Below are 21,972 nucleotides of genomic sequence, written 5' to 3'. Positions count from 1 at the left end.
GCTATACTGGTTCGTGCCGAAATCGATCTAGAACGGAATGCCGTATATGAAAATCAATCATGCGATTCTGCATATCCTGGACTTTGACTCTGCCGTCAACGTCATGAGCCAGCGCGAGCTCGATATCGAGAGTCGTACCGTGCGCAACTTCGTGACCACGCATCTGCGCCGCGCACGTACCTCGGCCGACAATAAACGCGCCACGTTTGCCGAGAACTCTGCGTTTGGCGGCGAGCTCAAGGGCTATTTCTTTGGCGAGCGCGAGTTCGTGGACCTGTCGCAGCAGATTGCAGAGTTTATCTCCTCCGAGCTCACCAAAGCCGAGAAAGCCGAGTCCACCGACGTGCTCGTGGCTGATTTTGACGACGATGAGGATGCCCGCTGGTTTGCCGTGATGCTGCTGGGCTCCAAGCAGGCTTTTATGCACGAAGTGGGCCGCGAGGAGGGAGAGGTGCGCAACGACATCGCGCGCCACTACGCCATTCTGCCGAACCCCTCGCAAAAGGTGCCGAGCTATGCCATCGTGCGCGCGAGTACCATGGAGATCGGCTACGTGGACAAGAAGCGCAAGATTGCCGGCGAGGACCGTATGCTTATCCCCGATGGCCTGCTGCAGTGCGACACGGGCGTATCGGGCAAGGAGGTCATCGACACCGTGACGCGTGTGGTCGAGGAAGTCGCCGAGGAGCACGGTGCCAATACGGCCGTAGCGCTCGCTAAGGTTAAGGCTGCCGTTGCCGAGAAGGTCGAGGATGACGAGGAGCTTCCGCCTTGGGATATCGTCGATGAGGTCTTTGAGGACGAACCGGTCATCAAGGAGAGCGTACGTGCGGCGCTGACCGAAGAGAAGGTGCCCGAGCGTGTGCCCGTGGAGCGCAAGCAGGTCGAGCGTGCGGCCGTGCGCAACCACAAGATTCGTACCGACACGGGCATCGAGATCAGTTTTCCGGCCGAGATGGGCTCGAACTCCGAGTACATCGAGTTCGTCAACGAACCCAACGGCCTCATCTCCATCGAGCTCAAGAATATCGGGTCAATTGAGAATCGATAAGGGATCGAGCGGATTGACCGTAACGAAAAGGCCGAAGCCCTTTGGGACTTCGGCCTTTTCGTCATAACCGCGTAACTATTAAAGTTGACGTAGTCCTTCCTCGAGGCCGGTCTTGCTGTCGGTCTTCTCGTCGCGCATCTTGATGACGCGGGCGGGGACACCGGCCACGACGGCACCAGTGGGGACGTCCTCGACGCACACGGCGCCGGCGGCAACGACAGCGCCCTTGCCTACGTGCACGCCTTCCAGGACCACGGCGTTGGCGCCGATCATGACATCGTCCTCGATGATGACGGGCGTGGCGCTTGCGGGTTCAACGACGCCTGCCAGCACGGTTCCAGCGCCGATGTGGCAGTTCTTGCCCACGGTGGCGCGGCCGCCCAGCACGGCGCCCATGTCGATCATGGAGCCCTCACCGATGACGGAGCCGATATTGATGATGGCACCCATCATGATGACGGCGCGATCGCCAATCTCGACGCGGTCACGGATGATCGCGCCCGGCTCGATGCGGGCGTTGATGCCCTTAAGGTCGAGCATGGGCACGGCGGAGTTGCGGCAATCGTTCTCCACATCGTAGTAATCGATGGAATCGGCATTGGCATCAAGGATGGCTTTGAGCTCATCCCAGTCACCAAAGACGGTCTTGCCACGACGACCGCCGTAGACGTGCGCATTGCCCCACTGGACCTTCATGCCGGGCTTCTCGCGCACGTACAGTTTGACGGGCGTCTTTTTGGGCGCTGTGGCGATGTAGTTGATAATCTCCTGGGCATCCATCTCGGCTGCATTGCTCATTTGCTGTCTCTCCTTTGGGTGGATCCGGTTGATACCTGGTTAGGCAAACATGACCTGGTCGAACGTATAGAAGCCGTGCTCGCGGGTGACGAGCTTCTGCGCGGCTGCCAGGGCGCCGTTGACGAAGATCTGACGGCTTGTGGCGCGATGCGTGAGCGTGACTTCTTCGTCCTGGCCAAAGAAACTCACTTCGTGCACGCCGGCGACAGTGCCACCGCGCAGCGAGTGCATGCCGATCTCCTTGGGGTCGCGCGCTCCGCACATGCCCTCGCGGCCATAGACGGGGTGGTAGCCTGCCTCGGGCTCGGCCTCGACTACGGCGTCGAGCAGCAGCTTTGCAGTGCCGCTGGGGGCATCGACCTTTTGGTTATGGTGCGTCTCGACGATTTCGCAGTCAAAGCCGGGCAGCTCGCGTGTGGCCTGTGCTACCAGATGACGCAGGGCTGCGATACCGATGGAGTAATTGCCGGAGTGCATGACGCGGGCGTTCTGACCCAGCTCGCGCAGGCGATCCATCTGCTCGGGTGTGTAGCCTGTAGTGCCCGAGACCAACGCCGCGCCCGTGCACTCGACATAGGCGACGACGGCATCGAAGGTCACGACGTTCGAGAAGTCGATGATGACGTCGGCTGCCGGGGCGCTCTCGAGCTCGGACAAGTCGAAGCCGATGTGGGCCACGATATCAAAAACGGGCTGCCCGGCGGCGTCGACAATGCCTTCGGCGGTAGTGCGGATGAGCGAGCCCATGCGGCCCGTTCCCATAATGACGGTCTTAATCAAGCAGACCAGCTCCCTTCAGAGCATCGGTAAGTGCGGCTCGCGTGTCGTTGGCCATGGGGCACAGCGGCATGCGGTAGTTTGCCTCGATCATACCCATCTGGGCGAGCGCTTCCTTAACTGGGATGGGGTTGACCTCGCTAAAGAGGGCATTGATGAGCGGCTGGCCGGCAATCTGGATATCGCGGGCGCGCGCTACGTCGCCGTCCAGATAGGCGCGGCACATGTCGTGCACGAGCTGCGGCTGAACATCGGCCCACACACTGATGGTGCCCGAGGCGCCCAGGCTCATGAGCGGCACGGTGAGGGCGTCCTCGCCCGAGTACATGCGGAAGTCATCGGACAGCAGGTGGGCGATCTTGGCCGCGTAGGCGACGTTGCCCGAGGCTTCTTTAATACCCATGATGTTGGGGTGCGCGGCCAAGCGCTCTACGTTGCGCTCGCTGATGCCGCAGCCGCAGCGGCCGGGGATGTTGTACAGGATGCAGGGGATATCTACGGCATCGGCAACGGTCTTAAAGTGCTGGTAGATGCCCTCCTCGTTGGACTTGTTGTAGTAGGGGGTAATGAGCAGCAGGCCGTCGGCGCCCAGGCCCTGATAGGTGAGCGACTTGGTGAGCATGGTCTGCGTGGAGTTGGAGCCCGAGCCGGCGATGACGGGGACACGGCCTGCAACCTGCTTGACCACCGCGGCGACAACGGAGTTGTCCTCATCGTCAGTCATCGTGGCGCTCTCGCCGGTGGTGCCCAGGGTGAGGATGGCGTCGGTACCGTTTTGCAGGTGGAAATCGATAAGGCGCTCGAGCGCGTCAAAGTCGACGCTTCCGTCCTTTTTAAACGGCGTGACGAGGGCGACGATCGAACCCTCGAGGTTGCGGATATCCATGTTCTTCTCCTTCGCTTCCGCGATCTGGATGCGTTTGTTCCACTGAGCGGCGACGGCCAGACGCTCGTCCTGGGCGCGACGGCGGGCACTTTCGGCGCGCGACTTGGCCAGCAGCTCTCGGCCGCTAGGCAGCACGTCGAGCGTGGCAAAGTAATCGCCCGGGCGCTCAGCACGGCGGATGAGGTCGGCCGAGCCATCGGGGCGCAGCAGCACCTCGGCGGAGCGCAGACGGCCGTTGTAGTTGTAGCCCATGGAGTAGCCATGCGCGCCGGTATCGTGGATCACGAGCAGGTCGCCCATGTCGATATGCGGCAACTCGCGATCAATGGCGAACTTGTCATTGTTCTCACACAGATTGCCCGTGATGTCGTAGGTGTCCGTAACGGGTGCTGCGGTCTTGTCGGCGCCACCCGGCTGTCCCATCACCGTAATGTGGTGGTAAGCGCCATACATGGCAGGACGGATCAGATCGACGGCGCTTGCGTCCACGCCGATATAGTCCTTGTAGATCTGCTTTTCGTGGATGGCCTTGGTCACCAGGCAGCCGTAGGGGCCCATCATAAAGCGACCCATCTCGGTGCAAATCGCCACATCGCCCATGCCGGCGGGAACCAAGATCTCGTCGTAGGCCGCGTGTACGCCCTCGCCGATGGCACGGATGTCGTTAGCCTGCTGCTCGGGCAGGTAGGGGATACCCACACCGCCGGACAGATTGATAAAGGCGACATGTGCGCCCGTTTCACGCTCCAGGCGCACGGCAAGCTCAAAGAGGATGCGCGCAAGCTTGGGGTAGTAGTCGTTGGTGACGGTGTTGCTGGCAAGGAATGCGTGGATGCCAAAGTCCTCGGCGCCCTTGGCCTTGAGCATGCGGAAGGCCTCGAAGAGCTGCTCGGTGGTCATGCCGTATTTGGAGTCGCCGGGGTTATCCATGATGCCGTTGGAGAGCTGGAATAGGCCGCCCGGATTAAAGCGGCAGCTGACCGTCTTGGGGATGGGTCCCGCAACGCGCTCAAAGAACTCGATGTGGCTGATGTCGTCAAAGTTGACGATGGCACCCAGCTTGTCGGCGAGCTCAAAGTCCGCCGCCGGTGTGTCGTTGGACGAGAACATGATGTCGTGTCCGGTGATGCCCAGCGAGCGGGCGATCATGAGCTCGGTATAGCTCGAGCAATCGCATCCGCAACCGTGTTCGTTGAGAATGGAGATGAGCGCCGGGTTGGGGTTGGCCTTGACGGCAAAGTATTCCTTAAAGCCCGGGTTCCATGCAAAGGCGTCGCGCACTTCTTGCATGTTGCGGCGGATGCCCGCCTCGTCGTATAGATGAAATGGCGTGGGGAACTGCTCGACGATATGCTCGAGCGTCTCCTTGTCCACAAACGGCTGCTTGGCCGCATATGCCTCGTTGGGGGTCAATGCCATGTCCCGTAAACCTCGCTATCCAGACGGCGCCATCTGCGCATCGAATCCGCATAGCGTGGACCCAATGTCCGGATAGCGCTCCCGCATTGCTGCAGACAGTCCTGTGGGTGTTTCCCACAGGCCCACCAGGTTGTTCGTGCCCGAAAAACCCAGTTCGGCGGGTTTCGCCTCCCCACGGGGTCAAAGCCTGCCGGCTCGCCCGCGGTTCTTCGTGCCCGCGCCTCTATCAAGTGGTAACGACCCTACCACGTTGCACTTTACCAAACAAGAGCATTCGTATATAACGTTTAAAAAATGCAGGGATATGCTGGAAATAAGGGTATGGCAATCTTGCGGCACAATAGATAGCAACCGGCGCACACCAATGAAAGGAACCTCTATGACCGAGCTCCAAGAACTCCGTCGCTATCGGCGCGACTTGCACAGGATCCCGGAGCTCGACTTCGATCTTCCGCAGACTATTGCCTATATCGAGGGCGTGTTGGCGTCGCTTGCCTGCGAGGTGACCCATCCGTGCCCCAGCTGCGTCTGCGCTTTCTTTGACGCTGGCGTTGGTGCCACGCATGCCACGGCGATTCGTGCGGATATGGATGCGCTGCCCATTGCCGAGGCGACGGGTGCGGCCTTCGCCTCGTCTCATCCCGGCAAGATGCACGCTTGCGGGCACGACGGACACATGGCCATGGCGCTCGCCGCCGCGACGTATGTCGACCGCACGATTCGCGAGCAGCCGGGTTCACTTAAACGCAACGTGCTTTTTGTGTTCCAGCCGGCCGAGGAAACGACCGGTGGTGCCAAGACGGTATGCGAGAGTGGTGTGTTCGAGCGCTATGGGGCCGACCGCATTTTTGGCTTCCATGTGTGGCCCGATCTGTCTGCCGGCACGCTGGCGAGTTGTTCTGGTCCGCTGCTGGCGCGTTCGAGCGAGACGCATATCCATATTCACGGTACGAGTATCCATATTGCTAAGACTTATGGTGTGCCGGTTGAGGAGTCACACGATGCCGCGTTGGCGGCAGCGAAGTTTTTGGTTACCGAGCGCGAGCTGATGGACGAACTGGGCACCGACGAGCCCTGTATCGGCAAGTTTGGCCTGCTGCAGGCCGGTACCGTCTGCAACGCGGTGGCGGGGGAGGCCCATGTGGCCGGCAGCTTGCGTGTGTTTACGGACGGCATGTTCGACCGTGCACGCGAGGGTGTGCGCCGCGTGCTTGATGAGGCATGCACTGCAACGGGCTGCACGTACGATCTCGACTTTGCCGAGGGCTATCCGCCGGTCGACAACGATCCCGAGTTGTTTGATCGAATCGCGCCTGCTCTGCCCGAGTTACAGCTCGTGGACGAGCCGCTGCTGATTGCCGAGGATTTCGCGTTCTATCAACGCCATCTGCCGGGCGTATTTTTCCTGCTGGGCACGGGTATGCTAGAGGACCAAGACAACCCGAGTGATTCGGATGGCTGCCCCGCCTATGCCACAAGCGCTCTGCATACCGATAGTATGCTCTTCGACGAGGAAATCCTACTCAAAGGCCTCGATGTCTACAAACGATTGCTTTTGCTTGACTAAGGCGTGAAGGACTATTTGTTCTAGAAAATACGAACAAACGTACGATATAATAGAGATGTAAGTCTATAGAAACGTTTGACGTTACTAACGTAAGGCGATACTATGATTGCATCGTATAAAGATGAGGATACCGAACGCTTTGCCATGGGTGTGCGGGTCAGGAAGTTCGTGCCCTTTGAGCGTGTTGCGTTGAGGAAGATTCGCCAACTGCAGGTTTGTGCTTCGCTTGATGATCTTCGCGTTCCACCGGGCAACCGCCTGGAAGCTTTGAAGGGCGATCGTGCCGGGCAATATAGCATCCGTGTTAACGAGCGCTATCGGGTCTGTTTTGAGTGGAGACAGGAGATGGCTTGGAATGTCGAAATCGTCGATTATCACAAGTGATGAGACCTCGGCCGATTTGCTGTCGCCAGTGACTCCTGGTGAGCTTCTCAAAGAGGAGTTTCTTGTTCCCATGGGCATTTCTCAATATCGCCTTGCGAAAGAGACCGGGATTCCGGCTCAGCGTATCGGGCAGATTGTCTTGGGAAAACGTCGCGTGACGGCCGACACCGATCTCCGTCTTTGCCGTTATTTTGGCCTGACGGATGGTTATTGGCTGCGCGCTCAGATGGCGTTTGACCTTGAGGCCGAGAAAAGGCGGATCGAACCGGAACTCGATAAGATCGTTCCTGTTCAGCAGGCCATCGCACTGTAGTGCTCAGAGATGATGGGGGTGGCGCGGCGATGAAGCGACGCCGACAGTCTGCCGTATATAGTCCGGGTGGATGCGGGTGCGGTTTGCTGCTGCTTCCGGTCATCGCTGTGAGCATTGGCGTGATGTTTGCGCTTGCTGGGCTTGCCGCGGCGGCGCTCGTGCTGTTTATCACTGCCATCGGCGTGACGATTTGGCTCTGCCGCAATCGCGGGCAACGCCGTGCCGACGGTAAAACCAATGTCGGCTGGGTCGTCTTTCTGATCATTGCGTACCTGCTGAGTGTCAGCTACCTTGTTTTCTTTGTCCTGTTGATGATCAGTGCTTTTACCGGGGAATCCGTCACGGTGGGTTGATCACTGCTGGCAGACGGTCGCGCAAAGTGCGTTTGCTCGGCGTTTGGATAACTGCATTGGCCGTTTACCGCAACCTTAGCTCTCAGCTAATGAATTCAAGTTCAATCCTTCCTACGATGTGCTGTGTGCCGGCACGGTAGCCGGATCGTAGGAAGGATGAATAATGGCAAAAGAGGGAAAGAAGCCGATCGGCAAGATTGTCCTAGGCATCATCGTGGTGCTGGTTATTGTCGGTGCCGTGGGCTCTATGGGCGGCAACTCAACCGATTCGTCTGCGAGCGATTCGGCAAAACCTGCCGAGACGGCACAGCAGGCTGAGGAGCAAAAAGAACCGCAAGAACCGTATACCATTGCTGACGAGGCTGAAGACACTTCCAATCAGTTTACCTATAAGATCACAGGCACGCTGACCAATAACACGGACAAGGAAAAGAGCTACATTCAGATTGAATATGTTCTGTATGATGCCGATGGCAACCAGGTTGGAACGGCTCTTGCAAACACCAATCATCTGAAGGCGGGCGGCTCCTGGAAGTTCGAGGCGCTGGGTACGGTGTCTCCCGACCAGGTTGCTAGCTGGGAGCGTTCGGACGTAAGCGGTTTCTAGCATGTTGCATGCACTGGGGGAGGTGAGGTCGTATGCCCGATAAAAAGCTGACTGACGAGTTACTCAATGAGCTTCTCGACGCGCCAAACATCGATGGCTATATCAAGGAGCACGACTTTGCCACCCCGTCGCTTTCGGACTACCTGAAGCAACTGCTGCAGGAAAAGGGCTTGGAGCGCTCGCGCGTGGTTCGTATGGCCGATCTCAATGAGACCTTTGGCTATCAGATCTTTACCGGTGCGCGTCATCCGAGCCGCAATAAGGTGCTGCAGATTGCCTTTGCGATGGCGCTGACGCTCAAAGAGACTAACCGTGCGCTGACGGCTGCCGGGGTAAGCGTCCTTAACTGCAAGGATCGTCGCGATGCGATCATCATCTTCTGTATCGATCGCGGGTGCAGCCTCCAAAAGGTCAACGAGGAGCTGTATCGCTTTGGCGAGGAGACGGTGAGTTAGCGGCTGATATCTGAGCCGGCGGAGCTGCCGAACAACGATGCAAACGAACGGGGCGCGGATGCCATGGGGTGTCTGCGCCCTGCGCTATGATGGAGGCTATGGATAATCAGACCCCAACATATTACGATGATGAGCTGACCGCAGCGCTTGCCGAGCACCTGGCGTCGCTCGATCGTGACGACAGCTATCGCGTGGAGCGTGTACTTAAGCGCTCGTCCGTTGAAACAACCGAGCTTGTGTACTTTGAAGGAACCGGCGGTGGTTCGCTCGGCCCCTTTGTCCGTAAGCGCATCGATGCTTCGGCTCAAATCGGCGGGGCATACGAGTGTCTGTTTGCCGCTCAGCGGGCAGGCAGGCGTTTTGAGCACCTGCCCAGAATCGTCGATTGTCGTCGTGTGGGCGACGAGCTCAACGTGGTTATGGAATACATCGAAGGGGAGACGCTCGGGGCGCTGGTGTACCGTCTGGGAGCCACCCCCGATTATGCGCGTGAATTGTATCCTGCCCTATGCGACGCCGTGGGCGAGCTCCATGCCGGTTTTGCAATGGCGGGGGAAACGTCGGCGCCGGTGATCCATCGCGACCTCAAGCCGTCGAATATCATCGTGACAGGTGCCAACTATACGCCTGATGACGGCCTGACGTTTTCATCGCTGGTGATTATCGACTTGGGGATCGCGCGCGTATGGCGCGATGGCGCCGATGCCGATACCGTCAAGTTTGGGACACGGCCCTATGCGCCGCCCGAGCAGTATGGGTTTGGGCAGACGAGCGTGCGAAGCGACGTCTACGCACTTGGCGCCCTGTTGTTCTTCTGCTTGACGGGAGTCGACCCTAAACCAGGGCTCGACATGCGCGAGCAATGCGAGGCGCGCGGCATTCCCACTCCACTTGCCGATGCCGTCTGCATGTCGATGGCGCTCGACCCGGCCAAGCGTTTTGCGAGCGCGGAAGCGTTGGGACGGGCGACGCGCGCGGCATACGATCTAAGTCGCCCCGTGCGGCCTCCTGCGCCTGTGCTTGTCCGTACTCCGGCCTCGGAGACGGTGTTGACGCCCCAAGGGCTCCAGAACCCCGCAGGGCTTCCTAGGCCTGCCGCCTCTGTTGCATGCGGTCTGCTCTCTCGCGTTCCGGAGTCTCTGGGGCGTATTTGGAATACGCTCGTCTGCTTCTCACTGCTTGTGTTCTTTGCCGGAAGTCACTTTGCCGTCTTTCACCCCACGGGAGCAAACCAAAGCTACCCGACGTGGCTTCTCATAATCGAGTATTTTTTCTTTGTCGATGGCCTTATGGTGCTTATGCATTTTGCGCTGCTCGATAAGCGCCGTCTTCGTCGGCGATTCGCACTGCTCGACAGCTATCGCGGCAAGAAGCTCGCGAAACTCTGGCTCAAGGCATTGGGTGTGCTGCTCCTATGCATGATCGTCATAGTCGCGGTTGCCAATGCGACCGGCGTCGTCGATACCTCCGCTACCTAAAAGAAAAGGGCCCCATTGGGGCCCTTTGCAGTTGCACTTAGATGCGGTTCATCTGAGCGGCGACTTTGTTGTACCAGTCCTGCCACGTGGGCGGGCAGTACTTTTTGGCCGCTGCCGGGGTAAGGGTGGAGCCGTAGTTGGCGCCCAGATAGGCAACGTGAGCGGAGATGCCCTCGCTCCAGCTGCCAAAGCTGCGCCAACCGCCGCCACGTGCACTCCAGCCCCAGGCGTTGTAAGAATTGGCGCAATAAGCGCCCTTGGTGCTCTCGATGCAGGCGATGGCGGGGGACCAACGGGGGTCGACACCGGTATTCCAAGCGGCGACGGCAAAGTTGTAGCCCTGGCCTGCCATGGGGGAGCCGGCGAGATAATTGTCGATGCGGCCCGTCCACTCATTAATGAACGAATCGTAATCGGAGCTACCGGTATTGGCGTTGTTCACCGTGGTGCCGATGGTGGTGTTGGTGTTGGTGGCCTGGCTGCTGGAATTGCTGCCGCTTACGCCCTCGCCCGAGAGCTTCTCGGCGGCAGCGGCCTTATCGGCCTCAAGCTTGGCAAGCTCGGCGGCATTTTCCTGCTCGGCTTTTGCCTGTGCCTCGCTGCGGAGCTGCTGGGCCTGCGCCAGCGCATCCTCGGCGTTTTTCTGCTCCGCCTCAAGCTGAGACTTGGCCTGCTGGAGCTCGGCCTTGTTCTGCTCGAGTTCGGTTTGCATGTTATTGAGCTCTTCGATCTCGTCGACGCTCGAGCTCGTGATCTGGTTGGTGTATTTGCAGGTCGTGATGAACTCACCCAGGCTCTGCGCGTTGACCAGGAAGCTCACGATGGGATTGGTGCCCTTCTGATACTTGTACAGATCGCGCATGGCAGAGCTTGCCTTGGCCTGCTGCTCGGGAAGCTTAGCCTCGATTTCCTCGATGCTCGCCTCATTGGAGTCAATCTGCTTTTGCAGGTCATCGAGTTTGGTGCGGGCGTCGTTGTAGGCGCTCGTGGCGGCTTCGATCTTCTGCTGGGCTGCGGAAAGCTGGTCCTGCGTTGCCTGCGAGGCGGCACACGCCGCAACGGGGGAGAGCATCGGTGTGGCCGTCAGCGCAACGGCGAGCGCGGCGCTCGTGATGATACGAGCCGGCTTCGACGCGATGAGCGCTGCGGTGCGATGATTCGAATGCTGCATCCAGTCCCTCTGCAATCAATCGTAGGTTATGGTTCGAACGGTATTCTACTACTGCTTTCGACCTCAACTTGAACCTTAAAGGTTCCAAAGGGTCAAGTTGAACTTGAGACTTTGGCTTTGACCTGCAGTTATGATGAATTGTTGAGAAACCATAGAGTTCAACTTTAACGTTACGGAACCCTGTCGAGAGGGTTTTTGTTTATCAAAAGTCGCCTCATGTGGGGTTTTGCAACTACAGGGTCCCATCACGGCGAGGGCGGATTTCATGCTGGATAATTGCGCTGATTGCCATAGATACGGTGGAGCTTTGGGCGCCGGCGGTTTGGCACGCTAGAATAAATCAGTTGCGCAAAGACCGCCCGTTGTGTGGGCAGTTCATGATAGGAAGTTTCCATGGCATTGCAGTTTACAGAGCGCGAGTTCATTCCCGTGCTGCTCGGAGGCGACATCAACGCCTATTCGGTGGCGCGCGCCTTCTACGAGGAGTACCAGGTCAAGAGCCTGGTCTTTGGCAAGTACCAGACGGGTCCCGCGTACCGCAGCCAGATTATCGACTACACGCCCAACGTGGATATCGATACCATGCCCGTGATGCTCAGGACCGTCAACGGCATTGCCCAAGCGCATGCCGATAAGACGATTGTCCTTGTGGGCTGTGGCGATAACTATGTTGCCCTCGTGGCTCAGGCCAAGGATGCCCATGAGTTGGCGGATAACATCGTCGCGCCTTACGCTCCCTATAGCATGCTTGAGCAGTGCCAGAAGAAGGAGATCTTCTACGAGCTGTGCGAGAAGCATGGCGTGCCCTATCCACATACCTTTACCTTCACCATGGCGATGCTGAACGCCAAAGGCGAGGCACCTGCCGAAGTGCTCGACCAGATCGATTTTCCCTACCCGATGATTCTGAAGCCTTCTGACGGCATCATGTGGTGGCAGCACGAGTTCGAGGGCCAGAAAAAGGCCTATGAGATTGCCGACCGTGCCGAGCTGGAACAGGTCATTCGCGACTCGTATGCCAGCGGCTACACCGACGACCTGATCTTGCAGGATCGCGTGCCCGGCAACGACGAGTACATGCGCGTGCTCACCAGTTATTCCGACCGTAACGGCAAGGTGCGTATGATGTGCCTGGGTCACGTGCTGCTCGAGGAGCATCAGCCCCATGGCGTCGGTAATCACGCCTGCATCATCACCGAGCCCAATGATGAACTCATGGGCGGCGTGCGCAAGTTGCTCGAGGACCTTCACTTTGTGGGCTATTCCAACTTTGACGTTAAGTACGACGAGCGCGACGGCTCGTTTAAGTTCTTCGATTTCAACACGCGCCAAGGTCGCAGCAACTACTACGTCACCAACAGTGGCTTTAACGTTGCCAAGTATGTTGTGGACGAGTATGTGTCCAATCGCCCGTTTGAACCGGAGTTTGTGACGGCGCAGGACGAGGCGCTGTGGATGGTCGTCCCCATGGGCGTCGTCGACAAGTACGTCAAGGCTCCCGAGCTGCGCGCGAAGGTGCATCGTCTTGCCAAGGAGGGCAAGGGCGCCGATCCCTCGTTTATGAAGGGAGACTTTGTCTTTAACCGCTGGTTGCGCATGTGGCACACCAAACTGCGTCACTATAAGCTGTTCAAGACGTATTACAAGTAGACGAGCGTAGCGCCCGTCCGGTATATATCGGGCGGGCGCGGGTATGAAGCGCGCAATTGCGTGGGCGTCACCAAGGAGGCGGCGATGGAAAAGCTGGGAGTTATCGGCGGCATGGGCGCCGAGGCCACGTCGTATTACTACGACCAGGTAGTACGCCATACGGCGGCTACGTGCGACCAGGAGCATATCGACATGGTGGTGCTTTCCAAGTCGACCATGCCCGACCGCACGCTGGCCATCAAGACCGGTGACCATGCCGAGCTGCTGGCGACTATGAAGGAGTGCGCCCAAGCGCTCGAGTCGCTGGGCTGCGCGCACATAGCTATTCCCTGCAACACGTCACACTACTTCTACGACCAGATCCAGTCGTTTACGAAGGTGCCGATTATCCACATGCCGCGCGAGTCGGTGCGCTATGCCCTTGCGGGTGCGGTGATGGGGGAGTGCGAGTTCGACCCCAACCTGAGTATGCCGGCCGAGCCGGTGCACAAGATTGGCATTATGGGCACCGACGGAACCGTGGGCGCGGGCGTCTACGGCCGCGAATGCGAGGCTGCGGGTGTTGAGGTCGTCTATCCCAGCGAGAAACGTCAGAACGATGTGATGTCGCTTATCTACGATGATGTGAAAGCCGGACGTGAGCCCGATATGGATAAGTTCGACCGCGTGATGTGGGAGTTCGCCCGTAGCGGCTGCGACCGTGTCATTCTGGCCTGCACCGAGCTATCGGTGCTGCAGAAGTATCGAGAGATGCCCGAGATCACCCTCGATGCCATGGATGTCCTGGTGCGCGAATCCATCATCCGCAGCGGCGCCCCCTACCGCCTCTAGCTTCCGACCTGCCAAAAAGGGACAGGTTTATTTTGGTAGGTTTTATCTGGTGAAACAGTAAAGGCCTCGGCTCGTTTGGTGCGAGCCGAGGCCTTTTGCGTTGGGCGGTTGCTGTCGGTGGTGAACTAGAACAGGAAGCCGATGGCGATGAGGGTGATACTGACGATGAGCACGGCGATGTCCAGGCCCTTGATGGGGTAGCGCTTGTACGAGCTGGCGCGCGTGCGCAGATAGAAGCCGCGCTGTTCTGCCGCCAAGGCTGTGGCATCGGTCTTGCCCACGCTCGAGATGAGCAGTGGCACGCACAGCGGCAGCATGAGCTTAAGCTTCTTGATGGGGTTCTTGGTGTCGTACTCGACGCCGCGTGCGGTCTGCGCCTCCATGATGGCGTTCATCTCCTGACCAAACACCGGCACAAAGCGCAGCGCCGTGGTAAAGGTGAAGGCATAGCGATACGGTACGTGCAGCACCTCGACGCAGGCGTTGGCAAGGTCGTTGAGCTTGGTCACCATGAGCATGAGGATGAGTGGTAACGCCACACCCAGTAGGCGCAGACAGGCCTTCGATCCTGTGATGAGGCCCGTGTCGGTGATAAAGCCCCACACCACGTTGCCATCGCGCATAAAGGCCAGCTGGAGCACCAGCATGATAAGCGCGAGCGGGATCAGCAACTTGAGCAGCGAGAACAGACGGTCGACGACGCCGGCATAGGCACCCAGCGCAAGGGTGAGTGCCAAAAAGCCCAGCAGCGCTACGTGGGTGTCGGACAAGAAGATGCCGACGATGATGGCGGCGGCGAGGCCCAGTTTGACGACGGGGTTCAGGCGATGCAGTAGCGTATCGCCCGGCATGTAGTCGATGACGTTAACCACGGTGGACCATCTCCTTGGTAATTCGAACGACATCGGTGACCTCGCTCACCTGCGCAAAAGCGGGCGAGACGGAAGATGCCAGACGGCGCGAGAGTTCAATAACCTGGGGAGGCTCCACGTAGGCACGCCGCATGAGATCGATGTTCGAGAATAGCTCGTGCGTGCGGCCGCGGTCGAGGATGCGACCGTCGGCCATTACCACAATGCGCTCGGCAAAATCCGAAACGACTTCCATATCGTGGCAGACCATGATAACGGCGCAACCGCGCTCGGCCATGGTGCGCACCGTTTCCATGACGGTCATGCACTCGCGGTAATCAAGGCCGCTCGTGGGCTCGTCGAGCACGACGATCTTGGGCTCTACGACCACGACAGAGGCGAGTGCCACCATCTGGCGCTGACCGCGCGAAAGCGAGAAGGGCGCCTCGTCGGCTGGCAAGCCAAAGCGGCCGATGACGAGCTGGGCACGACGCAGAGCCTCGGCACGGTCCATGCCGCCAAGCTCCAGGCCAAAGGCGACCTCGTCGAGCACAGTGTCCTTGCAGATCTGACGGTCAGGGTTTTGGAAGAGGGTTGCGACTTCGCGGGCGATACGGCTTGTGGGAACGGCTGCGGTATCCAGTCCCGTGACGCGCACGCTGCCCGAGGCGGGCTTAAGCAGGCCTGTGAGCAGCTTGGTGAGCGTGGTCTTGCCGGCACCGTTTTGGCCGACGATGCCCACGAGCTCGCCGGGATAGAGGGTCAGGTTGAGGTCGTGGACGGCGGCGCCGCCATTGGGATAGGCAAACTCAACATGGTCGAAGGTGAGCACGGGCTCGGCGTCCTTGGCGTGCGGGCGCAACGACGGTGCGTGCGGTGAGCCGGCGGGTGCCTGAATGTCGCTGCTTGCGTGTGCGGGGTCGACGATGCCCGAAATCAGGCGCGCGGCCTCATCGACATCCAAGCAAGGGGTACCGCTTACCAGGCCATCGGCCTGGAGGCTATTGAAGATACGCGTGACGCGCGGGCAGTCGACGCCGATTGTGCGCAGCTCATCGGTATACGCGAAAACCTCGTGCGGCTCGCCCTGCAGCGCGATTTCGCCCTGGTTGAGCACCAACACTCTATTGCAGTACTCCGAAAGCAGGGCTACCTTTTGCTCAACGACGACGATGGTGATTCCAAGCGCGCGGTTTGCCTCACGTAGCGTCTCGAAGACCAACGTGGAGCTGGCGGGGTCGAGTGCCGCGGTGGGCTCGTCGAGAACCAAGACGCGCGGACGCATAGCGAGGATGGCAGCGATGGCTACCTTTTGCTTCTGTCCGCCCGAGAGAGTGGCGATCTCGCGGTCGCGCAGGTCGCTGATGCCGACGGTCTCGAGGGTTTCGGTGACGCGCTGCTCAATCTGGTCGTGCGGCACGCCAAAGTTCTCGAGGCCAAAGAGCATCTCATCCTCAACCACGGAGGCGACCATCTGCGTGTCGATGTCTTGCAGCACGCTGCCGACGATCTGCGATACGTCGGTGAGCGAGACCTCGCAGGTGTCGTGGCCGTCAACCATGACGGACCCAAAGAACGTGCCGGTGTAGTGGTGGGGCACGGCGCCCGACAGGCAGGCGGAAAGCGTGGACTTGCCGGCGCCCGAGGGCCCGATGATGCCGATGAAATCTCCCTTGTTCACGCTGAGCGAGATGTGGCTAAGCGCCTGCTCGGTCTGCGTGCCATAGGAGAACGAGACATCGTCGACGTTGATGATCGTTTCCATGGATACCTTTCATAGTCATTGGGGACGTTCTTACATGACTAGTCGTTTAAGAACGTCCCCAAAAGCTAGTCGTTTGGGACGGTCTTTGTTGGTGGAGTGCGGAGACGGCTTTACGAGGGGCTCCAGGTTGGCGCGAAAGAGGAGCGAAGCGTACTTGGGTACGCGAGCGACGAATGAACGCCAAGATGGGGTGGCTCGTAAAGCCGAGCGGGTTAATTGAGCCTAAGGGCCTTCTGGATGGGCAAGTAGAGAGCGCCGACCAGAATGGCGTTAAAGACGGCGGTCATGGCGACGACGGGCAGCATGGCGGCGGCGAGCTCGCCCACCACGCCGAGCATGGCCATCTTGATGACCATGAAGATGACGCCCGAGACAAAGGTGGTCACGAACGTTGCGACGATGGCGACGGCAGACTTGACCTGTCCGTCCTTGGCAGCGTTGACGATGACGGCCATGAGCATGGCGGCGATGCCCTCGGCGGCAAAATCGACGAACGGCGAGGTGGTGGTGATCTGGATCACGGCAGCCGAGATGAGGCCAATGACGAGCGCCTGGCCGATGTTGGGGCGAACGACCAGGATGGTGAGGCAGAAGGCCGAGATGATAAACTCGGGGCTGATCATGCCGCCCGAGATGCCCGAGATTGCCTTGCCGACGGTGAAGTTGAGGATGAAGCCGGCGGCGAGCAGGATGGCGAGCAGGACGAGGGCGCGGACATCGAGTTTGCCGCGGTCGGCGGTCTGGACGGTGCGGGGCTGGGCGGCGGTGGTGTTCTGAGACATGGTGAAAATCCTTTCGGAATGGGAGTGCAAGAGAAAAGCGGAGGCGCGTGATGCGAATGCGATCGGGCTCGAGATAGAAAAAGGCCCCCGGTCGAAACCGGAGGCCTTCCAATCACCTAGAGCGCAAAAACAGGCGTGAGGGACTCACTGTCGACCGATCGTATTCGCATCACGCCACCACCAGTTGTTGAGAGAGTTCATCGTGTTCTTCATGTTGGTGGCTCCTTTCGTGATGCCGTGGCACGGTCGCACCTAGTTGCTGTTGCGCTGCACTATAGCACAGCGAAGTGTGTGCGGGGAAATCTTTTTTAAAAAGATTTCAGGCGGGTTTCCCGCCGGTCAAAAGAGCGGGCTGAGCGGGCGAGGCTGCCATCGCTGCCTTGCCCGCTCAGCTAGGACATGAGGGCCTTAGGCCTTCTTGCGACGATAGATCACGTAGGCGCAGACACCGATGATGACGACGGCGCCAACGGCCATGACAGCCATGTTGTTGCCTTCGGACTTCTCCTCGGTGGCCTCTTCCTCTTTGACCTCGGGCTCGGCTACATCCTCATCGGAGAGGGCCTCGTCGGCGTAGGTGATGGACTCGACCAGGCAGTCGTTGTCGGCATCGTAGTCACTCGGGACGAACTCCTCGGAGAAATCCTCCTCCTTGAGGTAGTCACGCATCTCCTCGAGCATAGCCTTGCACTTGAGGTAGGTGTTCTTGGTGGCAGCCTTGCCGGCCTTGTTTGCCAGGGCGGTGCGGGCCTCGGTGCCCTCAGTGGCCTGCATAGCATCGTCGACGGTTAGGTTCTGCTCGATGAGTTCCTTCTGCAGGGCGTCGAGATAGGCGCGGACGCCGGTGGCGCAGTGGTCGCGGTTCTCATAGGCGAGTGTGTTGATGTCCATGAGGACGTAGTTGATGGAGTTCTTGGGCTCCTCGTTGTTCACGACGTCTTCCTCTTCGCAGTGATCGAAGGAGACATCCTGATCGCTGAAGTAGGGGCTGACCTCGGTGAGCAGTGCGGAGTAGAAGGGGATGGCGACGGAGAATTCGGCGTTGGAGAGCATCTCCCACTGAATGGTCGCGATCTCGGGGTCCATGCCCTGACGGATCTGGAAGGTGTGGATCTCGGTGTTGCGGTTGGAGCCGATGGCATAGGCACCGTCGGTGTTGGCGTTGAGGCCGGCGACATTCTCGCCACGAGTGGCAAAGCTGCGGATCATCTCAAAGGTGTTCCAGTCGGACTTGCCGGGCTGGAAGAACAGCGGCTGCATTTCGTGGATCAGGGCGCCGGTCGTCGCGCGAGCGTCTTCGCGCTCGTCCTTGACGATCTCGTAGTCGGTGCCCTCAGCAAGCGGAGCCATGAAGTAATTGCGGCCCTGGATATAGCGCGACCACTGGTGCATGCCGGCCTCGCCAATCTCCTCGCCGTAGGTCTTGGCGACGTCGAACTTGCCGTCGGTGTACTCGGCAAAGCCCTTCTCCTTAGGCATAGACTCGATGCCCTTGGAGTGGAGGCAGTTCTCGGTGTCGTCGAGGTTGACCTTGTAGTTAAGGTTGCCGATGTTGGGGTTGACCGAGGCGATGTCGTCGGTGAGCTTCATGGCAATCCACTGATGGCCAGAAAGTCCGGCGAACAGCCAGGTCTCGTTGTTGTCGGCGATGATGACCTGGTCGTTGGTGCAGATGCCCTGCTCGTCGACCAGGCTACCGAGGAGCTCGACGCCCTCGCGGGCCGTGGCGCTCTCGCCCAGGATGACGCTGGCGTAATTGTACTCACCGATGCCGGTCTCCTCGGTAATGGGGTCGGCCTCCTCAGCCTTCTCGTTGTAGGAGGTGCTCAGCGTGGCAGAGCAGGAGACACCCTTCTCGTTGATGCCAGCCTCGGAATAAGCGTCATAGCGATCTTCCCACTGAGAGGGGTTGTCGCGAACGAAGGTGTAGCGGTAGGTCGCGCCCTTGGACTTGTACTCAAAGCCTGATTCGAGCGAGCTATACTCGCTGCCGTCCTTGTGCGCAGGCTCAATGCCAAAGTGCTTGATATAGCGCGGGCTAAAGTCCTCTGCGCGGCCGTAGTACGTGTTGCCGTCCGCCGTGAGTTTGCTGCCCATGTAGATCTGGGTGCAAGCGAGCGCCGAGGTCGGCATGGCCATAATGGCCGCTGCTCCGAATGCAAGGCTGCAGCCAAGCTTCTTGAGCGTGTTGACGGGATGAGTAAACCTCATGATCCCTCCCAACTGTTGAGACCCCGCAAAGCTATGTGGAATCTCAGCTAATAAATACATCTATTAGCCTATAGGAAGTCTAAAGAGTATTCATCTATTTCGATGAAATACTCGATGAGCGTCCTAAAATATGCGATGAACGGATAAGAATACTCATTATGTAGCTTTACTTAAATAAAGGCACCCTGCAATTACTCTACCTGAATAAAGCACCTTGCACGGGGCGCAAAGAAAAATCCCCCGCTGTTTGGCAAATGCATAAACAACGGGGGAGACGATGATTGGATGAATATCATACCAATGTGGAATTACTTCTTCCGGCGGTGGATCACGTTAATCGCATAGCCGATGAGCATGGCCAGAACGATGACGATAAAGCCGAGCAGGGGATTGTCGTTCATTGGGTCCTCCTATTTTCCGAGTGGGGAGAATTCGTCGACGATGAGGTCGAGGCATTGCGGAAGCGCGCGGGCTCCAAAGACGCCCGAGTTGCTGGAGATGATTTCGCCATCGAACTGCATGCCCAGCGACGGGGTGCAGGTGATCTTGGCTTCTTTGGTCTGGATGATCTTGAACTGCGGACGGCCGAGCACCTTGCCGGCGGGGTCGAGTGCGGCGGTGATCACGGTCGGGAGCAGCTGCACGGTTTTTACGGGCTCGATGACCGCGATGTCGACCATGCCGTCGTTCATGCGGCAATCGGGGAACAGGTTGATGTCGTTTTGGATGACCGAGGTGTTGCCGGCCATGCAGCAGATGCCATCGAGCTCCTCGACAATGCCGTCATGCTCAATCGTAAAGTGCGCCACCGTGGGGTTGGGTGTGGCGAGCGCCGACAGGAAATAGGCGATCTCGCCGATATCGTTTTTGGTGGGGGCGGCCTTCATCATGATCTCGGCGTCGTAGCCCGAGCCGGCGATGATAATAAAGCCGTGGCGCTTTTCGTTGCCGTTCTCGTCGAGCCAAAAGAGCTCACCCATATCCGCCTTGACGGTGCGGCCGACGCGGCAGGCCTTGGCGAGTGCCGCGGCCTCAGGGGCATTGCCGATGTTGTTGAAGAACAGGCAGGCCGTGCCGGAGGGGAAGACGAGCGTGGGGACGTCGCATCCGCGCATTTGGTCGAGCACGTTGGAGACGGTGCCGTCGCCGCCCGAAATCACCACGCGATCAAACTCGCGCACGTCTGCCACGGCGTCCTCGGGTTCCATGCCATCGCCGATAAAACGCATCACGACCTCGTCGCCACCCTGTGCAAGGGCGTGCGTGAATGCGAAGATTTCATCTGAGCTGGGGCCCGATGCCGGGTTGTGGATGATAAGGCAGCGCATACTTACGTTCCCGTTCTGTGACTAACCGAGTATAGTTGTAGGGCAATGCCGATATCCTACCCGTGTTTTTCGGGCCTAACCTTATTCGATGGGTTGATATGTACATTTCCACACATCAGGCTCTACTCGACTTTTGCCAGCGCGCCCGCGAGTTCGAGGCGATTGCCGTCGATACCGAGTTTTTGCGCGAGCGCACGTTCCACCCGCGCCTGTGCTTGGTCCAGATTGCCACCCCCGCCGAGAGCGTCGCGGTCGATCCTCTGGTGATCGACGACCTGTCGCCGCTCGCCGAGCTTATGGGCGATGAGAGCGTGACCAAGGTCTTCCACGCCTGCTCACAGGATATGGAGGTTATGCTCCATACCGTGGGCGTGCTGCCGCGTCCCATTTTTGACACGCAGGTGGCCGCCGCCTTTTTGGGCGAGCGCCAGCAGATTTCCTACGGCGCGCTCGTGCAGACGTTTTGCGGCGTCTCATTGCCCAAGACCGAGTCACTGACCGATTGGTCGCGCCGTCCGCTGACCGATAAGCAGATTGAGTACGCAATCGATGACGTCAAGTATCTGATCGTTGCCTATACCGAGATGATGAGCCGCCTACGCGAGCTGGGTCGTGTGGATTGGGTGCTCGATGAGCTGCGCCCGCTGGCCGACGAGTCGCACTACCGCGCCGACCGCCATGAGGCATTCCGCAAGGTCAAGCGCATTAACTCGTGCAGCCGCCATCAGCTGGGCATTGCGCGCGAGCTCGCCGCCTGGCGCGAGGACCGCGCCGAGCGCCGCAACATCCCACGCAAGTGGGTCATGTCCGACGATACGCTGCTGGCGCTCGTTAAGCGCAATCCCGTGCGCGTTGAGGAGTTCCGCAGCATCCGCGGCACCGACCAGCTGGGGGAGCGCGATGTGGACGGTGCGTTGATGGCCATCAAGCGCGGCGCGAGCTGCCCGCACGATCGCCTGCCGCTCATGGTGCGCGGGCATCGCCAGATTTCGCCGGAGCTGGAGAGCGTGACTGACCTTATGTATGCGCTTATCCGCTTGGTTGCCGAGCGTTCGGGTGTGGCGACCTCGGTCATTGCCTCGCGCGACGACCTGGCCGACTACATCGAGCATCCCGAGCAGAGCCCCCTGCGCGAAGGTTGGCGTTTTGAGCTTGTGGGCTCGCGCCTGGACGATCTACTCTCGGGCAATATGGGGTTGACGGTCAAAGATGGCAAAATTGAATTGCTATAAGGAAGCCTAGCCGCTTGAGTGGGTAGAATGCCTCCAACGTGTAACTCGATTCGAAGGAATTCG

The 21,972-nt window shown here is 59.2% G+C and carries 20 protein-coding genes and 1 riboswitch; of the genes, 11 read left to right on the top strand and 9 right to left on the bottom strand.

The annotated features are described in order from the left end of the window. The first annotated feature begins 46 nt into the window (after window positions 1-46). Entirely contained in the window at window positions 47-1,051 is a 1,005-nt protein-coding gene (locus tag DW037_RS06705) for a nucleoid-associated protein (RefSeq protein ID WP_022094136.1), read from the top strand. A gap of 78 nt (window positions 1,052-1,129) precedes the next feature. Here DW037_RS06705 and dapD read toward each other — a convergent pair whose 3' ends face one another. From dapD to dapA, 3 genes are read right to left on the bottom strand one after another with little or no spacing between them, the layout of a single operon-like run. Beyond that, window positions 1,130-1,849 (bottom strand): 2,3,4,5-tetrahydropyridine-2,6-dicarboxylate N-acetyltransferase, encoded by a 720-nt coding sequence (gene dapD, locus DW037_RS06700; RefSeq protein ID WP_118373038.1) that lies wholly within the window; start codon window positions 1,847-1,849, stop codon window positions 1,130-1,132. A 39-nt stretch (window positions 1,850-1,888) separates the two neighbouring features. Then, window positions 1,889-2,629, bottom strand: coding sequence for a 4-hydroxy-tetrahydrodipicolinate reductase (dapB, locus tag DW037_RS06695; protein ID WP_199578344.1), 741 nt, complete (start codon window positions 2,627-2,629; stop codon window positions 1,889-1,891). Further along, window positions 2,622-4,931, bottom strand: coding sequence for a 4-hydroxy-tetrahydrodipicolinate synthase (gene dapA, locus DW037_RS10785; RefSeq protein ID WP_118373037.1), 2,310 nt, complete (start codon window positions 4,929-4,931; stop codon window positions 2,622-2,624). Before dapA ends, dapB begins: the two co-directional genes overlap by 8 nt. A 65-nt stretch (window positions 4,932-4,996) precedes the next feature. After that, a riboswitch (Lysine riboswitch) is annotated at window positions 4,997-5,165 on the bottom strand. Window positions 5,166-5,310: 145 nt separating this feature from the next. Between dapA and DW037_RS06685 the strand changes: the two genes are divergently transcribed. The 7 genes from DW037_RS06685 to DW037_RS06655 all read left to right on the top strand — a co-directional run bounded on the left by DW037_RS06685 (window position 5,311) and on the right by DW037_RS06655 (window position 10,088). Then, window positions 5,311-6,498, top strand: a complete 1,188-nt coding sequence (locus DW037_RS06685; protein WP_118373036.1) for an N-acetyldiaminopimelate deacetylase — start codon at window positions 5,311-5,313, stop codon at window positions 6,496-6,498. 102 nt (window positions 6,499-6,600) lie between these two features. Then, a complete protein-coding gene (locus tag DW037_RS06680) occupies window positions 6,601-6,882 on the top strand; it encodes a type II toxin-antitoxin system RelE/ParE family toxin (protein WP_117635415.1) in 282 nt (93 codons plus the stop codon). Then, on the top strand, window positions 6,854-7,195 hold the full coding sequence (locus DW037_RS06675; RefSeq protein WP_117635414.1) for a HigA family addiction module antitoxin: 342 nt from the start codon (window positions 6,854-6,856) through the stop codon (window positions 7,193-7,195). The genes DW037_RS06680 and DW037_RS06675 overlap by 29 nt, the downstream gene beginning before the upstream one ends. Before the next feature lie 83 nt (window positions 7,196-7,278). Beyond that, window positions 7,279-7,548: a hypothetical protein gene (locus tag DW037_RS06670; protein ID WP_117735768.1), complete on the top strand. Its 270-nt coding sequence runs from the start codon at window positions 7,279-7,281 to the stop codon at window positions 7,546-7,548. Window positions 7,549-7,711: 163 nt separating this feature from the next. Next, window positions 7,712-8,155, top strand: coding sequence for an FxLYD domain-containing protein (locus DW037_RS06665; protein WP_117757341.1), 444 nt, complete (start codon window positions 7,712-7,714; stop codon window positions 8,153-8,155). 32 nt (window positions 8,156-8,187) lie between these two features. Further along, window positions 8,188-8,610, top strand: a complete 423-nt coding sequence (locus tag DW037_RS06660) for an XRE family transcriptional regulator (RefSeq protein ID WP_117757340.1) — start codon at window positions 8,188-8,190, stop codon at window positions 8,608-8,610. 98 nt (window positions 8,611-8,708) lie between these two features. Further along, complete coding sequence (locus tag DW037_RS06655; RefSeq protein ID WP_158571955.1) at window positions 8,709-10,088, top strand: protein kinase; 1,380 nt, start codon at window positions 8,709-8,711, stop codon at window positions 10,086-10,088. A gap of 37 nt (window positions 10,089-10,125) precedes the next feature. Here DW037_RS06655 and DW037_RS06650 read toward each other — a convergent pair whose 3' ends face one another. Beyond that, window positions 10,126-11,259, bottom strand: coding sequence for a glucosaminidase domain-containing protein (locus DW037_RS06650; protein ID WP_118373034.1), 1,134 nt, complete (start codon window positions 11,257-11,259; stop codon window positions 10,126-10,128). 393 nt (window positions 11,260-11,652) lie between these two features. Between DW037_RS06650 and DW037_RS06645 the strand changes: the two genes are divergently transcribed. Both DW037_RS06645 and DW037_RS06640 read left to right on the top strand, forming a co-directional pair. After that, complete coding sequence (locus DW037_RS06645; RefSeq protein WP_118373033.1) at window positions 11,653-12,909, top strand: ATP-grasp domain-containing protein; 1,257 nt, start codon at window positions 11,653-11,655, stop codon at window positions 12,907-12,909. 84 nt (window positions 12,910-12,993) lie between these two features. Then, window positions 12,994-13,740: an aspartate/glutamate racemase family protein gene (locus DW037_RS06640; RefSeq protein ID WP_233542294.1), complete on the top strand. Its 747-nt coding sequence runs from the start codon at window positions 12,994-12,996 to the stop codon at window positions 13,738-13,740. Window positions 13,741-13,865: 125 nt separating this feature from the next. Here DW037_RS06640 and DW037_RS06635 read toward each other — a convergent pair whose 3' ends face one another. From DW037_RS06635 to DW037_RS06615, 5 genes are all read right to left on the bottom strand, one after another. Then, complete coding sequence (locus DW037_RS06635; RefSeq protein ID WP_118373031.1) at window positions 13,866-14,612, bottom strand: energy-coupling factor transporter transmembrane protein EcfT; 747 nt, start codon at window positions 14,610-14,612, stop codon at window positions 13,866-13,868. Next, window positions 14,605-16,356 carry an ABC transporter ATP-binding protein gene (locus tag DW037_RS06630; protein WP_118373030.1) on the bottom strand — a complete coding sequence of 584 codons (1,752 nt, stop codon included), beginning with the start codon at window positions 16,354-16,356 and terminating at the stop codon, window positions 14,605-14,607. The genes DW037_RS06635 and DW037_RS06630 overlap by 8 nt, the downstream gene beginning before the upstream one ends. Window positions 16,357-16,568: 212 nt before the next feature. Further along, window positions 16,569-17,138 (bottom strand): hypothetical protein, encoded by a 570-nt coding sequence (locus DW037_RS06625; RefSeq protein WP_118373029.1) that lies wholly within the window; start codon window positions 17,136-17,138, stop codon window positions 16,569-16,571. A gap of 408 nt (window positions 17,139-17,546) precedes the next feature. Further along, on the bottom strand, window positions 17,547-19,349 hold the full coding sequence (locus DW037_RS06620) for a C69 family dipeptidase (protein WP_158571952.1): 1,803 nt from the start codon (window positions 19,347-19,349) through the stop codon (window positions 17,547-17,549). Between the two features lie 410 nt (window positions 19,350-19,759). Further along, the gene (locus DW037_RS06615) at window positions 19,760-20,677 is read right to left on the bottom strand and encodes a diacylglycerol kinase family protein (protein WP_118373027.1); all 918 of its coding nucleotides are present in this window, start codon (window positions 20,675-20,677) and stop codon (window positions 19,760-19,762) included. Window positions 20,678-20,775: 98 nt separating this feature from the next. On the opposite strand from DW037_RS06615, the gene rnd reads away from it, so the two are divergent. Continuing rightward, on the top strand, window positions 20,776-21,909 hold the full coding sequence (gene rnd / locus DW037_RS06610; RefSeq protein ID WP_118373026.1) for a ribonuclease D: 1,134 nt from the start codon (window positions 20,776-20,778) through the stop codon (window positions 21,907-21,909). Window positions 21,910-21,972 lie beyond the last annotated feature (63 nt).

It is taken from the genome of Collinsella sp. AF39-11AT, from assembly GCF_003474585.1.
Lineage (GTDB): Bacteria > Actinomycetota > Coriobacteriia > Coriobacteriales > Coriobacteriaceae > Collinsella.
Note: the sequence above shows the minus strand (reverse complement) of the source record. Positions and strands in the feature narration are given on the sequence as shown.

Bases quoted from the DNA above. Each gene is read 5' to 3' on its own strand.
- DW037_RS06705 (WP_022094136.1), top strand. From the start codon at position 47: ATGAAAATCAATCATGCGATTCTGCATATCCTGGACTTTGACTCTGCC.
- dapD (WP_118373038.1), bottom strand. From the start codon at position 1,849: ATGAGCAATGCAGCCGAGATGGATGCCCAGGAGATTATCAACTACATC.
- dapA (WP_118373037.1), bottom strand. From the start codon at position 4,931: ATGGCATTGACCCCCAACGAGGCATATGCGGCCAAGCAGCCGTTTGTG.
- DW037_RS06685 (WP_118373036.1), top strand. From the start codon at position 5,311: ATGACCGAGCTCCAAGAACTCCGTCGCTATCGGCGCGACTTGCACAGG.
- DW037_RS06680 (WP_117635415.1), top strand. From the start codon at position 6,601: ATGATTGCATCGTATAAAGATGAGGATACCGAACGCTTTGCCATGGGT.
- DW037_RS06675 (WP_117635414.1), top strand. From the start codon at position 6,854: ATGTCGAAATCGTCGATTATCACAAGTGATGAGACCTCGGCCGATTTG.
- DW037_RS06665 (WP_117757341.1), top strand. From the start codon at position 7,712: ATGGCAAAAGAGGGAAAGAAGCCGATCGGCAAGATTGTCCTAGGCATC.
- DW037_RS06660 (WP_117757340.1), top strand. From the start codon at position 8,188: ATGCCCGATAAAAAGCTGACTGACGAGTTACTCAATGAGCTTCTCGAC.
- DW037_RS06655 (WP_158571955.1), top strand. From the start codon at position 8,709: ATGGATAATCAGACCCCAACATATTACGATGATGAGCTGACCGCAGCG.
- DW037_RS06650 (WP_118373034.1), bottom strand. From the start codon at position 11,259: ATGCAGCATTCGAATCATCGCACCGCAGCGCTCATCGCGTCGAAGCCG.
- DW037_RS06645 (WP_118373033.1), top strand. From the start codon at position 11,653: ATGGCATTGCAGTTTACAGAGCGCGAGTTCATTCCCGTGCTGCTCGGA.
- DW037_RS06640 (WP_233542294.1), top strand. From the start codon at position 12,994: ATGGAAAAGCTGGGAGTTATCGGCGGCATGGGCGCCGAGGCCACGTCG.
- DW037_RS06630 (WP_118373030.1), bottom strand. From the start codon at position 16,356: ATGGAAACGATCATCAACGTCGACGATGTCTCGTTCTCCTATGGCACG.
- DW037_RS06625 (WP_118373029.1), bottom strand. From the start codon at position 17,138: ATGTCTCAGAACACCACCGCCGCCCAGCCCCGCACCGTCCAGACCGCC.
- DW037_RS06620 (WP_158571952.1), bottom strand. From the start codon at position 19,349: ATGAGGTTTACTCATCCCGTCAACACGCTCAAGAAGCTTGGCTGCAGC.
- DW037_RS06615 (WP_118373027.1), bottom strand. From the start codon at position 20,677: ATGCGCTGCCTTATCATCCACAACCCGGCATCGGGCCCCAGCTCAGAT.
- rnd (WP_118373026.1), top strand. From the start codon at position 20,776: ATGTACATTTCCACACATCAGGCTCTACTCGACTTTTGCCAGCGCGCC.